Origin of the sequence: Collinsella sp. AK_207A (assembly GCF_902501965.1) — a bacterium.
Lineage (GTDB): Bacteria > Actinomycetota > Coriobacteriia > Coriobacteriales > Coriobacteriaceae > Collinsella.
This window is the reverse complement of the sequence record NZ_CABWID010000014.1, coordinates 222511-235561: the sequence shown is the minus strand read 5'-3', so window position 1 is coordinate 235561 and position 13051 is coordinate 222511. Positions and strand designations below refer to the sequence as shown.

Annotated in this window: 13 protein-coding genes and 2 tRNA genes; 8 read left to right on the top strand and 7 right to left on the bottom strand. The window is 61.6% G+C overall.

The window, feature by feature from the left end; all coding sequences use genetic code 11:
* Positions 1–3: 3 nt before the first annotated feature.
* The gene (coaBC, locus tag GDJ97_RS04535; RefSeq protein ID WP_152070017.1) at positions 4–1212 is read left to right on the top strand and encodes a bifunctional phosphopantothenoylcysteine decarboxylase/phosphopantothenate--cysteine ligase CoaBC; all 1209 of its coding nucleotides are present in this window, start codon (positions 4–6) and stop codon (positions 1210–1212) included.
* Positions 1213–1337: 125 nt separating this feature from the next.
* Here coaBC and GDJ97_RS04530 read toward each other — a convergent pair.
* Positions 1338–1414: transfer RNA gene (locus tag GDJ97_RS04530), tRNA-Pro, on the bottom strand.
* Positions 1415–1607: 193 nt separating this feature from the next.
* On the opposite strand from GDJ97_RS04530, the gene GDJ97_RS04525 reads away from it, so the two are divergent.
* The 5 genes from GDJ97_RS04525 (at position 1608) to GDJ97_RS04505 (ending at position 5989) form a co-directional block, all read left to right on the top strand.
* The gene (locus tag GDJ97_RS04525; RefSeq protein WP_152070016.1) at positions 1608–2330 is read left to right on the top strand and encodes a CDP-alcohol phosphatidyltransferase family protein; all 723 of its coding nucleotides are present in this window, start codon (positions 1608–1610) and stop codon (positions 2328–2330) included.
* Positions 2331–2365: 35 nt separating this feature from the next.
* Positions 2366–2785, top strand: coding sequence for an FHA domain-containing protein (locus GDJ97_RS04520; RefSeq protein ID WP_152070015.1), 420 nt, complete (start codon positions 2366–2368; stop codon positions 2783–2785).
* A gap of 2 nt (positions 2786–2787) precedes the next feature.
* Positions 2788–3672 carry a MerR family transcriptional regulator gene (locus GDJ97_RS04515; RefSeq protein ID WP_152070014.1) on the top strand — a complete coding sequence of 295 codons (885 nt, stop codon included), beginning with the start codon at positions 2788–2790 and terminating at the stop codon, positions 3670–3672.
* A 20-nt stretch (positions 3673–3692) separates the two neighbouring features.
* The gene (locus GDJ97_RS04510) at positions 3693–4226 is read left to right on the top strand and encodes an adenine phosphoribosyltransferase (RefSeq protein ID WP_152070013.1); all 534 of its coding nucleotides are present in this window, start codon (positions 3693–3695) and stop codon (positions 4224–4226) included.
* A gap of 356 nt (positions 4227–4582) precedes the next feature.
* Positions 4583–5989, top strand: a complete 1407-nt coding sequence (locus tag GDJ97_RS04505; protein ID WP_152070012.1) for a Sapep family Mn(2+)-dependent dipeptidase — start codon at positions 4583–4585, stop codon at positions 5987–5989.
* A gap of 103 nt (positions 5990–6092) precedes the next feature.
* On the opposite strand, the gene GDJ97_RS04500 is transcribed toward GDJ97_RS04505, so the two are convergent.
* The gene (locus tag GDJ97_RS04500; protein WP_226808821.1) at positions 6093–6704 is read right to left on the bottom strand and encodes a DUF1836 domain-containing protein; all 612 of its coding nucleotides are present in this window, start codon (positions 6702–6704) and stop codon (positions 6093–6095) included.
* Positions 6705–6848: 144 nt separating this feature from the next.
* Here GDJ97_RS04500 and GDJ97_RS04495 point away from each other — a divergent pair, with 144 nt between their 5' ends.
* Complete coding sequence (locus GDJ97_RS04495; protein ID WP_152070011.1) at positions 6849–7718, top strand: DegV family protein; 870 nt, start codon at positions 6849–6851, stop codon at positions 7716–7718.
* Between the two features lie 151 nt (positions 7719–7869).
* Here GDJ97_RS04495 and GDJ97_RS04490 read toward each other — a convergent pair whose 3' ends face one another.
* From GDJ97_RS04490 to GDJ97_RS04475, 4 genes are read right to left on the bottom strand one after another with little or no spacing between them, the layout of a single operon-like run.
* The gene (locus GDJ97_RS04490; RefSeq protein WP_152070010.1) at positions 7870–9243 is read right to left on the bottom strand and encodes an AI-2E family transporter; all 1374 of its coding nucleotides are present in this window, start codon (positions 9241–9243) and stop codon (positions 7870–7872) included.
* On the bottom strand, positions 9240–10166 hold the full coding sequence (locus GDJ97_RS04485; RefSeq protein ID WP_152070009.1) for a SigB/SigF/SigG family RNA polymerase sigma factor: 927 nt from the start codon (positions 10164–10166) through the stop codon (positions 9240–9242). Before GDJ97_RS04485 ends, GDJ97_RS04490 begins: the two co-directional genes overlap by 4 nt.
* Positions 10163–10540 (bottom strand): ATP-binding protein, encoded by a 378-nt coding sequence (locus GDJ97_RS04480; RefSeq protein WP_152070008.1) that lies wholly within the window; start codon positions 10538–10540, stop codon positions 10163–10165. Before GDJ97_RS04480 ends, GDJ97_RS04485 begins: the two co-directional genes overlap by 4 nt.
* Positions 10533–11105, bottom strand: coding sequence for a DUF948 domain-containing protein (locus GDJ97_RS04475; RefSeq protein ID WP_152070007.1), 573 nt, complete (start codon positions 11103–11105; stop codon positions 10533–10535). Before GDJ97_RS04475 ends, GDJ97_RS04480 begins: the two co-directional genes overlap by 8 nt.
* 155 nt (positions 11106–11260) lie before the next feature.
* Here GDJ97_RS04475 and GDJ97_RS04470 point away from each other — a divergent pair.
* Positions 11261–11335, top strand: a tRNA-Asn gene (locus GDJ97_RS04470).
* Between the two features lie 314 nt (positions 11336–11649).
* Here the strand turns inward: GDJ97_RS04470 and rpoD are convergent.
* Positions 11650–13005 carry an RNA polymerase sigma factor RpoD gene (gene rpoD / locus GDJ97_RS04465; protein WP_373422660.1) on the bottom strand — a complete coding sequence of 452 codons (1356 nt, stop codon included), beginning with the start codon at positions 13003–13005 and terminating at the stop codon, positions 11650–11652.
* Positions 13006–13051: the final 46 nt, after the last annotated feature.

The following is a 13051-nucleotide window of genomic DNA, read 5'->3' as shown; positions in this document are numbered from 1 at the left end:
GCCGTGACGGGAAAGGACGCGGGGAAGTCGCAACCATGCGTATTGCTCTGCGTGACCGGCTGCATCGCCGCCTACAAGGCCTGCGAGGTCCTGCGTCTGCTCCAGAAGGCGGGTGTGCGCGTCAAGGTGCTCATGACCGAGCACGCCTGCGAGTTCGTGGGTCCGACCACGTTCCGCGCCCTCACGCGCGAGCCCGTCGCCGTGGAGCTCTTCGATGAACCGGGCGACGCCATCCATCACATCTCGCTCGCCCAGGAGACGGACCTGGTACTCGTGGTCCCGGCCACGGCGAACGTTATCGCTAAGATTGCGAACGGTATCGCCGACGACCTCATGAGCTCCACGCTCCTCGCCACCCAGGCACCGATCCTGGTAGCCCCTGCCATGAACACCGGCATGTGGACGAATCCCGCCACGCAAGCGAACGTCTCGGTTCTTCGCCAGCGCGGCGTCCATCTTGTGGAACCCGTTAACGGCCGTCTCGCCTGCGGAGACGTGGGTTCCGGCAAGCTCGCTGCGGTGGAGGACATCGCCCACCGAGCACTCGAGCTGCTCCAGCCCGACCAGATTCTCAAGGGCGAGCATGTGCTCGTGACCGCCGGGGGTACCCAGGAGGCCATAGACCCGGTGCGCTTCATCGGCAACCGCTCGAGCGGCACCTTCGGCTACGCCATCGCCCGCGCGGCGCGGGCGCTCGGCGCCGAGGTCACGCTCGTGAGCGCTCCCACCAACCTCGATGCTCCCGCGGGGGTCGACGTCTTTCCCGTCGTGAGCGCCGCCGAGATGTTTCGCGCCGTGGATACTCGCTTCGACCGGTGCACCATGTTCGTTGCAGCCGCCGCGGTCGCGGATTACACGCCCCGTACGGTTGCAGACCATAAGCTCAAGAAGGTGCACGAGCGCCTCGATTCGATCGAGCTCGTGGAGACCGAGGACATCCTCGCGCGCATGAGCGAGCGTAAGCAGCCGGGCCAGGTCGTCGTCGGGTTTGCCGCCGAGACGAACGATCTGCTCGCGAATGCCCGCGTCAAACTGCAGCGTAAGGGCTGCGACGCTATCGTCGCCAACGACGTCTCACGCGCCGATTCCGGCTTCGGCAGCGCCACGGATGCGGTGACCTGGGTCACAGCAGCAGGCGAAGAAGATCTGGGCGTGAAATCCAAAGAAGGGCTTGCGTACGACATCCTTCATCGCGCCGTGACGTTGAGGTAGATAAGAAGGGGATCTCATCGTTTCCCCTTCACTCATTCAGCCCTCGTCGTGTCCTCATCGTACTGAGGGTCATTTCAATTCAAATGAAAAAGGGCACCTGCCGGAGCAGGTGCCCTTCAAAGTTCTGGTCGGGTGGACTGGATTCGAACCAGCGACCCCTTGACCCCCAGTCAAGTGCGCTACCAAGCTGCGCCACCACCCGTCGCAAGGAGTTACTTTAGCGAAACGTTTTCCAAAGTGCAAGGCAAATTTACAAGATTTCCTGTTCCACGCATATTAAGCCGCAGGTTTCGCATGTCATGCACCCCGTGTGCGCATGGTTATTTGGTTATGCCGCGCGCGGTGGGGTACCATGCTTACGTTGTAAAGACCGAGCCAATCGATTGCGAGGGAACGTGAGCCTCAGGAAGAAGATTAAGAAGGAGTTGATCGGAACATCCGATTATCCTTCGAACAAGATCTTTACCATCTCCAACCTCATCACGTTCATTCGCTTGATTCTTACCTTCGTCTTCCTCTACCTGTTCACTCAACACGGCAATCGGTACGTCGCGCTCGCGGTCTACGCCATCGCCGCGTCCACGGACTGGATGGACGGTCAGATCGCCCGTATGACCCGCACCGTCAGCTGGCTCGGTAAGACCATGGATCCGATCGTGGACCGAGCCCTGCTATTCACCGGTGTGCTCGGGCTCGTTGCCCGGGGCGAGCTTCCCATCTGGATCTGCATCGCCATCATCGGTCGCGACGTCTACCTTGCCGCGGGCGGGCTCATCGTCAAGCACTGGCATAAGCGCCCCATCGACGTCGTCTACACCGGCAAGATTGCCACGGCGCTCCTCATGACGGGCTTTTCGCTCATGTTGCTCGGCCTGCCCATCCTCTCCGGCCTCGACCTGTTGAACCCCTCCGCCACCGCCTTTCCCGGCTTGAACGGAACGCCGGCTCCCCTTGGCATCTACTTCGTCTACCTGGGTGTCATCTTCTCGCTGACCACCGGTGTCATCTACACGGTTAGAGGTGCTCTCGCCATTCGGCATGCCCAACAGCACCCCGAGGACGAGGAGGACTTCCTCAACCCCGAGATCGTTGATTCCGATACCAGTGGGGTAGAATAGATTCTGTTACCGTTTTCGTGCGCGAAGGAGCACCCATGCCCGATATCAATGCCAACCAATCCGCAGACTCCACGCGCGTCTTCCGCATTCCCCTCGACGATGCCACCGCACCTGACCTGCTCAAGAGCACCATGGTCAGCACCCCGGTCCTGACCATCATCAAGGGACCGCAGACCGGCAATGTCTTCGAGCTCGAGGGTACCGAGACCACGGTGGGCCGCGATCCCGCCAACGGCATCTTCCTGAACGACATGACCGTCTCCCGCAGCCATGCCAAGATCATCCGCTCCGTCGCGGGCACCGTGATCGAGGACCTCGGCTCGCTCAACGGCACTTGGGTCGATGGTGCGATCGTGAACTCCGCACCGCTGCACGACGGCTCTTCGGTTCAGATCGGCACCTTTACGCTCGTCTACCATGAGAGCTTGTCGGAGCGCATCGAGACCGGTGAGTAGACGTGGCTGAGCGCAGCTACCTCTCCATCGGGCAGGTGGTGAACCTGCTCCGTGGAGCGTATCCCGACCTCTCCAACTCAAAAATCCGCTTCCTCGAAGACGAGGGTCTCATCACGCCGCATCGTACGCCCAAGGGGTATCGCCAGTACTCCAAGGAAGACGTCGACCGTCTCGAGGTCATCCTGCACCTGCAGAAGACCCGCTACATGCCCCTGAACGTCATCAAGGACAAGCTTGATGCCGCGCAGGACCTCTCCATGCTCGCCTTCGAGGTCGGTCTGCTCTCCGACGTCCCCATGAAGGCTGAGCCCAAGGAGACGAAGCAGAAGCTTCATCCCATCGAGGATCTGCCCGATATGCTCGGCGTGGATATCTCCTTCATCCGCGACCTTGCCGACAACGATCTCATCCGCGTTATCAAGAGCCCGCAGAACCGCGAGCTCGTCGACGGCCGCGAGTTCGAGATCATTCGCTACGCAGCCGAGCTCTCCCGCTTTCATATCGAACCGCGCAACCTGCGCCAGTACGTGAGCGCCGCCAATCGTGAATCCACCATGTTCGAGCAAGTCCTCGTGGGCATGCTCGGCATGGATGATTCCGATGAGGACCGCGCGAGCAAGCTTGAGCGCGCGTTCAACAAGCTCCATGACCTCACAGACGGCGTCCGGACCTCGCTTTTGAAGAACCGCGTGTTCGAATCGCTGAACGCCGAGATCGACGATGCCGACGTAGATGCCCTGGATGCCCAGATCACCGCACGTGACAAGCAGCGCGAGACCGCGGCGGCTGGCTCAGCTTCCGTCCACACCCCCGCCACGCACCAGCTCGATTTAGGCGACATGCACGCTGGCAAAACCAGCTCCAAAGTTGTTCGCAAGAACCACTAGCACGTTGAGAAAGGCGATTCATGGCTGAGTTCGACTACGCGTCCCGTATCACCGACATCCCTGACTACCCCGAGCCCGGCGTGATCTTCAAGGACATCACGCCGCTCTTCGCCGACCCGCACGCGCTCCAGTGCACCGTGGCCGACATCGCCGGGCATTTCAAGGACGCGGGCGTCACCAAGGTCATCGGACCCGAGGCCCGTGGATTCATGACCGGTACCCCCGTCGCCCTCGTGCTCGACGCCGGGTTCATTCCCGCGCGTAAACCCGGCAAGCTTCCCCGCAAGACCGTCTCGATGAGCTACGAGCTGGAGTACGGCACCGATTCGCTCGAGATCCACGCCGACGCCATCGAACCCGGCGACCGCGTGATCGTGGTGGATGACCTCATCGCTACGGGTGGAACCGCAGCTGCCTGCGCCAAGCTCGCTCAGAGCATGGGTGCGGAGGTCATCGGCTTCGGCTGCATCCTTGAGCTCTGCTTCCTGAACCCCCGCAAGGCCTTGGAGAAGGTCGGCGTCAGTGATCTCTACAGCCTGGTGAAGGTGCGCTAGGCGCTCCCGGCCCCGTCCCCGTTGGGATTCGGGCGTTCGGTCCTCGCGAGACTGGAGCCCCTCTCCGAGAAAAGCGCTGATGCGCGCAAAACGACGATGGTTACGTCCTTCAGATGTTTCCTGAGCCGCTGCGTGCATCAGCGCTGTTCTCGGGAGGTTTCCTCGGTTCGCTCGAAATCTTCACGCCTGAATCCCAACCGGGACGGGGCCGGAGACACGGAGGTCCCCTGAAAGGTATTGAAGCGGCGTCGTCTTTCCCAACCCTTCGCCGAATAATGAATATAGCCGGCCTAAAACTGAATACGCTCGGGTAGGGTGAGGGTGTTAGAACGTTGGCTCCGTTGAAGGGAACCGCTATGGCAGATACCGAGTTTTTGAAGAACATCGACGCGTGGATCGATTCCAAATGGGAGGAGATCGTCTCCGAGATCGAGACGCTTGTCAATATCCCGAGCCAGGAAGACCTGGAACACGCCGGTCCGGGCATGCCCTTTGGTCCCGGTCCGCGGAAGGCACTCGACGCTGGCTTGGACCTCGCGGCGCGCCTCGGCATGGATGCCCAATGCCATGAGGGTTACGTTGGTACTGCCGACTACAAGGGCCTCGACGACTCCAAGAAAATCTGCCAGATCGCGCATCTAGATACCGTGCCCTGTGGGCCGGGTTGGACGCAAGATCCGCACAAGATGACGCGCCGAGATGGCTTCCTGATCGGACGCGGCACGCTCGACGACAAGGGCCCCTTCGTCATCGGTCTCTACGCCATGCGGTATTGGCACGAGCAGGGCATCCAGTTCCCCTACACGATGCGGATGATCCTCGGCTCCAACGAGGAGACCTCGCTTCGCGACGTGGAGTACTACAACGAGCACTTTGAACAGCCCACGTTCCTATTCACGCCCGACGCCGAGTTCCCGGTGTGCTATGGGGAGAAAGGCATCTATCAGGGCGTCTTTACCTCTGGTCCCATCGCGGACGGCAAGATCGTTTCCTGGCGAGCCGGTGAGGCCTTCAACGCCATCCCCACGGACGCGAGCGTGACCGTCCAGGCTGACCTTGCAGGTTTGCCCGAGCGTTCCGGCATCGCGCTTTCCGATAACGGCGATGGCACCGTGACCATCGCCGCCAAGGGCAAGGGTGGCCATGCGTCCATGCCCGCGGGCACGGTGAATGCGATCGGCATGCTCGTGGACTACATGCTCGAAAACGATACGGTGTCTCCCAGTGAGCGCCGTTTCCTCGAGCTGCAGAAGGCGCTTATCGACGACTACACGGGCTCCGGCGTGGACTGCGCGGCGAGCGACGAGCTCTTCGGCGACCTCACCATCATCGGCGGCATGGCCTGGCTCGAGGACGGTCGGCTGCACCAGTCCGTGGATTCGCGGTATCCCACCACGTTCGGGCGCGAGCAGTTCGAACAGGCGCTCGCGAGCGTGGCCGAGCGCTATGGCGCCACGTACGCGACGGACAACGACACGGAACCTTTCTACATCGACCCGAACGGCGAGGAGATCCAGCGGCTCATCCGCGTGTACAACGACGTGACCGGCGAGGACCGCACGCCCTTCACCATCGGCGGCGGCACCTATGCCCGTGAGTTCAAGAACGCGGCCGCCTTTGGCCCCGAAATGCCATGGGTGACCTATCCCGACTGGGTGGGCCCCATGCACGGTGACGACGAAGGCATGAGCGAGGAGCAGCTCAAGCTCTCGCTCAAGATCTACATCGTCGCGCTGAACGAGCTGATGCGGATCGAGTACTAGGCTCGCTGGTCTCGCAGTGAACATCGAGGCGCCCTGGTCGGCTCTTCCGGTCAGGGCGCCTTATCGTAAGCCATGTAACGAACCTACAGACAGGCGTGGGTCACTAGCCTTCGTACCCCGCATAGGAGAGATACGACATAAGGTACGCCCGCGCCGCGAATGCACCGGCGACACTGTGCACGAGCATGGTCTCGCGTGTGATGGTGGTGGCGGTGTCCTCCGGCGACGGCTCCCCCGGGTTGAACGCGGCGATGAGCGCGTTGTTGACCTCCGTCGCCAAGTAGCAATAGGAGACATCGACCGGATACGTGATCGACTGCGCTCGCATCAGGCGCTGGATGGCCGCTATGGGAAGCAATTGCTTCATCACGCAGACGGCAAGCAGTTTGGCGACATGTTCGCGTCCATAGCGTTTCTTGACGGGCGGGGGCACCACACCGGCCTTGACGTAGTTGTTGACCATCGCTGGCGTGAGCCAGGGGCCATCGGACCACGCGCTCAGCGGTGCGAAGACTTCTTCGATGAAGGAGATGACCTGATCTCGATAGAGCTCGAGTGCCGGCAGATCCTCGTAGCGGGGGAGAGAAAACCCCATTGCATCGCGAGCGACCGGGGATGCCAGAAAGGCTGCAGGCTGTATTTGGCTGGAGATGTCCTCGGCTGAGATGCGCTTTGATTCGTCGGACATGGGTATGACCGTTCTAATGCCGTCCATACGCGCTCCTTTCCCTTGCCACACAGCATAAAGCTCAAGTTCGAGAATTTCTAGTGATGCATACCGGTTCACCTAGTTTTCAATACTAGATAATGGTGCACGCGCTATACTACGTTCAAAGTACGCGTCAGGAAAGGGTTCGTCATGACTTGGTGCATCGCCGCAGATTCCAGCTGCAACATCCGTACCTTCACCCCGGAGTCAGAGGCGACGTACCGGCTCGCGCCACTGAAGATCAACGTTGGCGGAACTGAGTACACTGATGACGAGCACCTGGATATTCGCGCGTTGCTCGATGCCATGGCACTCGAGGACCAGGCCACCTCGAGTGCCTGTCCGAGCGTAGGGGAGTGGGCCGAGATATTCCGCACGGCGGACAATATCATTGCCATCTGCATCTCGTCCAACGTTTCCGGAAGCTATGACGCCGCCTGTACCGCCCGCAACCTCGTCATGGAGGAGTACATGCGTGAGAACGGCGGTATCATCACCGGCAAGAACATACAGGTGGTGGATACCCGTGCCGCCGGTGGCAAGCTTGAAGTCATCGTTCGCCTATTAGATAGGTACCTAACTACAAAGGATGCAACCTTTGAGGGTGCCGTGGCATATGTTGAGAACCTCGTGCAGAACTCCCAGGTTCAGTACTCGCTCTCGAGCTATGACAACCTCATGAAGAACGGCCGTATGCCGCGCTTGGTGGGCGCCGTTGCCACCAAGCTTTCGATTCGCATTCTGGGTACGGCAAGCTCCGAGGGAACCATCAAGATCGTCGGTCCCACGCGCGGCGAGAAAAAGATGTTCAAGAAGATCATGGACGTCATGGAGGCCGACGGTTACCGCGGCGGCATGGTCTACATCGACCATGTAGACAACGAGTCCGGCGCGATGGCGCTGCGCACGGCCATCGAAACCCGTTGGCCCACGGCCGAGGTCTTTGTGATTCCGTGCGGTGGCCTCTGCTCGTATTACGCCGAAGAGTCTGGACTCATCATCGGCTACGAGTGGGCCTGAGGTTATACGCGGACCCGTGAGTGCCGATTGCACTCCCCATAAATATCTGTAAAATCACGATAATATATGTTATGTAAAGTAGTTATCTGAGACAACGGACGGGCGAAAATCCGTAGAGAGTCCGCCCGTCCACATTGCTAACGAGAAATGGCTACGAGGACTTCGAATCCCCCGAACCGGCGCCGCCCTCGCGATGCTCCTTGTGGATCATGTCGATGAGACCTTCCCAGGGGTTGTCCAAGGCTGGCTTGGGAGCCGCGTGGGCATCGGGTGCAAGATCCTCGTCGATGATCTGGGAATCCGTGGCGAGCTTGTCATCCCCCAGTGCGTCGAAGGCGGGAACCGGGCTCCCGTCGGCGTTGTGGAAGGGCGTGCCCTGGAAGAGCGCCCCCTCATAGCTCACGAGCTGGCGACCGGTGTCCGTCTCGAAGTAGAACACGAACACGCCCTTGATGGCCGCCGAGAGCGGGATGGCGATGACCATGCCGATGGGACCGAGCAGCGCGGAGCCCACCACGAGTGCGGTCAGGCTCATGGCCGGATGCACTTGCACGGAATTTTGCATGACCTTGGGGCTGATCACGTTGTCGGTCACGTTCTGCGCCACCATGGTCCAGACCAGCGTCCAAATAGCCATCATCGGGCTGACGAAGAGCGCGATGAGCGCAGCCATCGCGGAGGAGATGGCCGGTCCGATAACGGGAACCAGGTGTAAGAGGCCGGTCAGCACGCCCATGAGCGCGGCGTACGGGTGTCCGATGAAGAGCAGGCCGATCCAGGTCATGACACCGTCCACGAGCGAGGTAATGACCATCCCCTTCATGTAGCCGCCGATGGAGCGCGAGAGAATCGCCATCATGAGGCGGTAATTCGCCTCCTTGCCCTCACCGAGTATGAGGCCTACCTCGCGGTGGATGCGCGGATAGTCGAGCGCGAGCCAGTACGCGAGCACAAGGCCGAGGAACACGATGAAGAGCGTCGAGGCGAGGTCGGAGATGAAGGGGACCACGCCGCTACCGAGATTGGAGGCGACATCTCCCCCGAGCTTGGAGGCGAAATCGGCGAGCGATCCGAGGGCGCTGTCGATCTGCGAGCCGAACTCGGCCGAAGAGCTGGAAAGCGCGGAGAGTGTGCTGGAGAGCTCAAGCACCCAGTTACCGAGTTCCCTCAGCTGCGCAGGGGCCTGGTAGAGGACCTCCAGCAGCTGCTGGGCAAAGACCGGTACGATCACCATGAAAAGCGCCACCACCGCCGCGACCACGGCGACAAGGCCGAGAAACGCCCCGAGCGCGCGCGGAACGCGATGCCGATCGAGCGCGTTCACGATCGGCGAGGCGACGAACGCCACGAGCGAGCCGACGGTCAGGAACAGGATCATGGGCGCGAGCACGTTCATGACGTTCAGGACCGTGGCAGCGATGATGATCGCGCCGACCACGATCCACACGCGGTACAACGCGAGCCGGGCACCCGGGAGCGCGCGGGCCGACTGCCGCGCGTACTCCTCCCTCCTGCGCGCCGTCATGCGCCCGCCGAAGGGCTATCGGGGTCGATCTTCTCCTGCATCTTGCGGAGCGTCCGTCGAAGCAGCCGGGAAACCTGAACCTGGGAGATACCGAGCTTCTTGGCGATCTCGATCTGGGTCATGCCCTCGATGAAGCGAAGCTCGATCACCTCGCGCTCACGCGGACTGAAGCCCTTGAGCGCCTCCTCGATGGCCATGCGATCGTCCGTGAAGGCAAGGTCGGTGTCTTCGGTCGCGTAACGGTCGATGATGCTGGGAGCATCGTCGGAATCGGTGTTACCGGACCCCTCGAGCGGCACGGAGCTGTACGCCGAAGAGGACTCCTGGGCCTCGAGCACCTCGTCGACCGTGGCATCGAGGTAGTTCGCAACCTCATCGATGGTCGGCGAGCGCTGCAACTTGGTGGTCAACGTGTCCTGCGCCTGGTTCACCTTGGCGGAAAGCTCCTGCAGGCGGCGCGGCACGCGCACGCTCCAACCCTTGTCGCGGAAGTGGCGCTTGATCTCGCCTTGGATGGTCGGCGTGGCGAACGTGGTGAATTCCAGGCCGCGCGACGGATCGAAGCGATCGATGGCCTTTAGCAGGCCGAGGTAGCCCACCTGCTCGATATCCTCGCGCGGCTCGCCGCGGTTCTTGTACTTGTTCGCCAGATAGCGCACCAGGTTCATGTGCGACATCACCAACTGCTGGCGCGCCTCCTGGTCGTCCTCCTCCTTGTAGCGGCGGAAGAGCTCGCGGGTCTTCTCCTTGTCCCAGGCTGCGCGCGGCTGGGAGCCGGGGCGCTGGGTCTCGAGCGCGGCGTTGGCAGCCCGTTCCTCTCGATCGGCCTCACGGGCCCGGGCGCGGGCCGCGGCGCGCTCGGCACGCGCGTCAGCAGCTTCGGCGGTACCCGCAGCCGGGGTATCGGTACGTTCCTCGGTCATCGGACATCAGCCTCGAGTTCGAGGACGAGAGCGGCTGGGCAGCAGAGCTTCTGGTAAGAGTCGCATACGGACCCGAGGATGAGATCGGCGTAGAGGGAGGTGGGGTTCTCGGGATCGGGCTCGGAGAACTCGTCCACAGCGAGCTGGAAGCGCATGGTTAGTCCCTCGTCGGTCACCAGGAAGGAGATGGTGAGCGGATGGCCGGCCTGAACCGTACAGGCGTAGATGAAGGCTTCCTCAGCGGCCATGCGGATGTCTTCCACGCGGTCCATGGACATGGATGAGAGCAGGCCGGCGTTGGAGGCGGTCATGCGCACCAGGCGCGCATAGGACGGGTCGGCGTTGAGCGTCAGGGTAATGGGTGCGCTACTCATGAGAATCCTCCGAGGTGGACTGGGCGTCGGTGTAGGTGTAGTACCGGTTGGCCGAGGCGGCTTCCTCCCCCGCTTCGGAATCGGCCGGAGCATCGGGGGCGATAGCATCGCCGCCGTGCTCGGAAGCCATGGGGACAGCCTGCTCCAGGGCATGGTCGGCGGCCTTGGAATCCTTCTTGCCGAACAGGCGATGAACCTTGCTCGCGGCGGCGTCGGTGATGTTCGAGACCGCGCTGGAAGCCGAAGCGGCGGTGTCCGTCACCTGGGAAACGTCGCGCAGCACGCCGTTCACCTCGAGCAGGTCGGCGGAAAGTGCCTCCATGGCGACGTTTGCCTGCTTCATGAGTGGCTCCATCTGGGAGAGCGCGGGCTGCAGCTCATCGACGGCGCCATCGAGCTTGGCGACCATGGGACGAGCCTCGTTGATGGTCCCGTTGAGCTCGGCGACGGTATGGTCGAGCGAATTAATCGTCTTGCGGGTGCTCCGCAGCACGCGGGCGAGTTCGACGACAGCCCAAATAGCGGCGACGATAAGAACGATCAGGGCGATCTGGATGGGGTCCATGGATGTCCTCCCCTTTTCAGACGGCAGTCACATACCCGTCAATAGTACCCCAATCCTCGGATTCCTTTCCGCGGACGCATTTTTTCAAAATTGGTTCTTGCCATGCGTCGGAGAATCCGTATACTAGATTTCGTTGCCAAGAGGCAGCACCGAATTCCTCGGTAGCTCAATGGTAGAGCCCGCGGCTGTTAACCGCGTTGTTGTAGGTTCGAGTCCTACCCGGGGAGCCAGAATTATCGACCCGCCAACCGGCGGGTTTTTTCTTTTTCGTTGAGAACTGCAACTCTTTTTTCCTTCGGCTCTGCGACCTGAGCGAGCGTCATCAACCGCAAAAAGCCCCGGCCTCCATACCTACAGCGACACTCCGCAGCGAACTATTTCTTTTTGCATGAGCTGAGCCGAGAATCATCGACCCGAAAAAGCATCGGACCCGTGTACCTGAAGCGACACTCCGCAGCGAACTGCGAAAACGGCGCAGCCGTTTTCCAGTCTCGCGAGGACTGAGCGCAAGGTACACGGGTCCGATGCGACCTATTTGGAGCGATTAGCTCTCGATATAGTCCTTCAGCTTGGAAGACCGGCTCGGATGGCGTAGCTTCGCGAGCGTCTTGCTCTCGATCTGGCGGATGCGCTCGCGCGTGACGCCGAACTCGCGGCCCACTTCCTCGAGCGTGCGCGGATGACCGTCCGCCAGGCCGAAGCGTAGCTCGATGACCTTGCGCTCGCGCTCGGCGAGGCCGTCGAGAACCTGGGTGAGCTGCTCCTGCAGCATAGAGAAGCTCGCGGCGTCAGGCGGGACCACGGCCTGGGAGTCTTCGATGAAGTCGCCGAGCTGGGAGTCCTCCTCCTCACCGATCGGCGTCTCCAGGGACACGGGCTCCTGGCTGATCTTCTGGATCTCGCGGACGCGCTCGGGCGTCATGTCCATCTCCTTGGCGATCTCCTCGGGAGTCGGGTCGCGACCGAGGTCCTGGAGCAGCTGGCGCTGGACGCGCACGAGCTTGTTGATGGTCTCGACCATGTGGACGGGGATGCGGATCGTTCGGGCCTGGTCGGCGATGGCGCGCGTGATGGCCTGGCGAATCCACCAGGTGGCGTACGTGGAGAACTTGAAGCCCTTCTCGTAGTCGAACTTCTCGACGGCGCGGATGAGGCCCAGGTTGCCCTCCTGGATCAAATCGAGGAACAGCATGCCGCGGCCCACGTAGCGTTTGGCGATGGAGACGACCAGGCGAAGGTTCGCGCTGATAAGCGCCTGCTTGGCATCTAGACCCACCTGCTCCACGCGGGAGAGGCGGCGCATCTCGGCCCGGGTGAGCTCGAGCTCGCCTTGGTTCTGGGCCTCGAGCTTCTCGGTGGCCTCGAGACCGGCCTCGATCTTCATGGCGAGATCGACCTCGTCGGCGGCGGTGAGGAGGTCGACCTTGCCGATCTCCTTCAGGTACATGCGCACCGGGTCGCCGGTGAGCATGACGGTGGAGGCGTCGATGCCGCGTGGGCGCGTGCGGTTGCGCGTGGTGCGCACGCGGGACTTCTTCTTGGGCTTCTCGGAGGACATCTCGGCGTCGGCCATCTTGGCGACTTTGAGGTCGTGGTCCTCGCTCGTCTCCTCGTCGGAATCCCCGTCGATCTCGAGGTCATCGTCCTGGTTCAAGCCGGCATCGTCGTCCAGGGACGCGTCCTCGTCACCCGCGGAGACGATTTCGATGCCGCGCTCGCGAAGGTTCTTGTACAGGGAATTCAACTGCGCATCGCTGACGTCGATGTCCTTGAGAGCAATCTGGATCTCGTCCTCGGTGACGGTTCCGGTGCGCTCGCTCCTGTTGAGGAGAAGGTCGACGTACTGGTCGAGAGCGGTACCGGGGTTCACGGACTTTTTGGGCACAAGTTCTCCCTCCATAACACAAAAGGACACATTACTTTAGCATACTTGGCTTTACCCCGCT

Excerpts from the sequence above, each read along its gene's own strand:
- GDJ97_RS04505 (WP_152070012.1), top strand. The coding sequence starts at position 4,583 with ATGGCAGATACCGAGTTTTTGAAGAACATCGACGCGTGGATCGATTCC.
- GDJ97_RS04480 (WP_152070008.1), bottom strand. The coding sequence starts at position 10,540 with ATGAGTAGCGCACCCATTACCCTGACGCTCAACGCCGACCCGTCCTAT.
- GDJ97_RS04490 (WP_152070010.1), bottom strand. The coding sequence starts at position 9,243 with ATGACGGCGCGCAGGAGGGAGGAGTACGCGCGGCAGTCGGCCCGCGCG.
- GDJ97_RS04500 (WP_226808821.1), bottom strand. The coding sequence starts at position 6,704 with ATGGACGGCATTAGAACGGTCATACCCATGTCCGACGAATCAAAGCGC.
- GDJ97_RS04520 (WP_152070015.1), top strand. The coding sequence starts at position 2,366 with ATGCCCGATATCAATGCCAACCAATCCGCAGACTCCACGCGCGTCTTC.
- GDJ97_RS04485 (WP_152070009.1), bottom strand. The coding sequence starts at position 10,166 with ATGACCGAGGAACGTACCGATACCCCGGCTGCGGGTACCGCCGAAGCT.
- GDJ97_RS04495 (WP_152070011.1), top strand. The coding sequence starts at position 6,849 with ATGACTTGGTGCATCGCCGCAGATTCCAGCTGCAACATCCGTACCTTC.
- rpoD (WP_373422660.1), bottom strand. The coding sequence starts at position 13,005 with ATGGAGGGAGAACTTGTGCCCAAAAAGTCCGTGAACCCCGGTACCGCT.
- GDJ97_RS04510 (WP_152070013.1), top strand. The coding sequence starts at position 3,693 with ATGGCTGAGTTCGACTACGCGTCCCGTATCACCGACATCCCTGACTAC.
- GDJ97_RS04475 (WP_152070007.1), bottom strand. The coding sequence starts at position 11,105 with ATGGACCCCATCCAGATCGCCCTGATCGTTCTTATCGTCGCCGCTATT.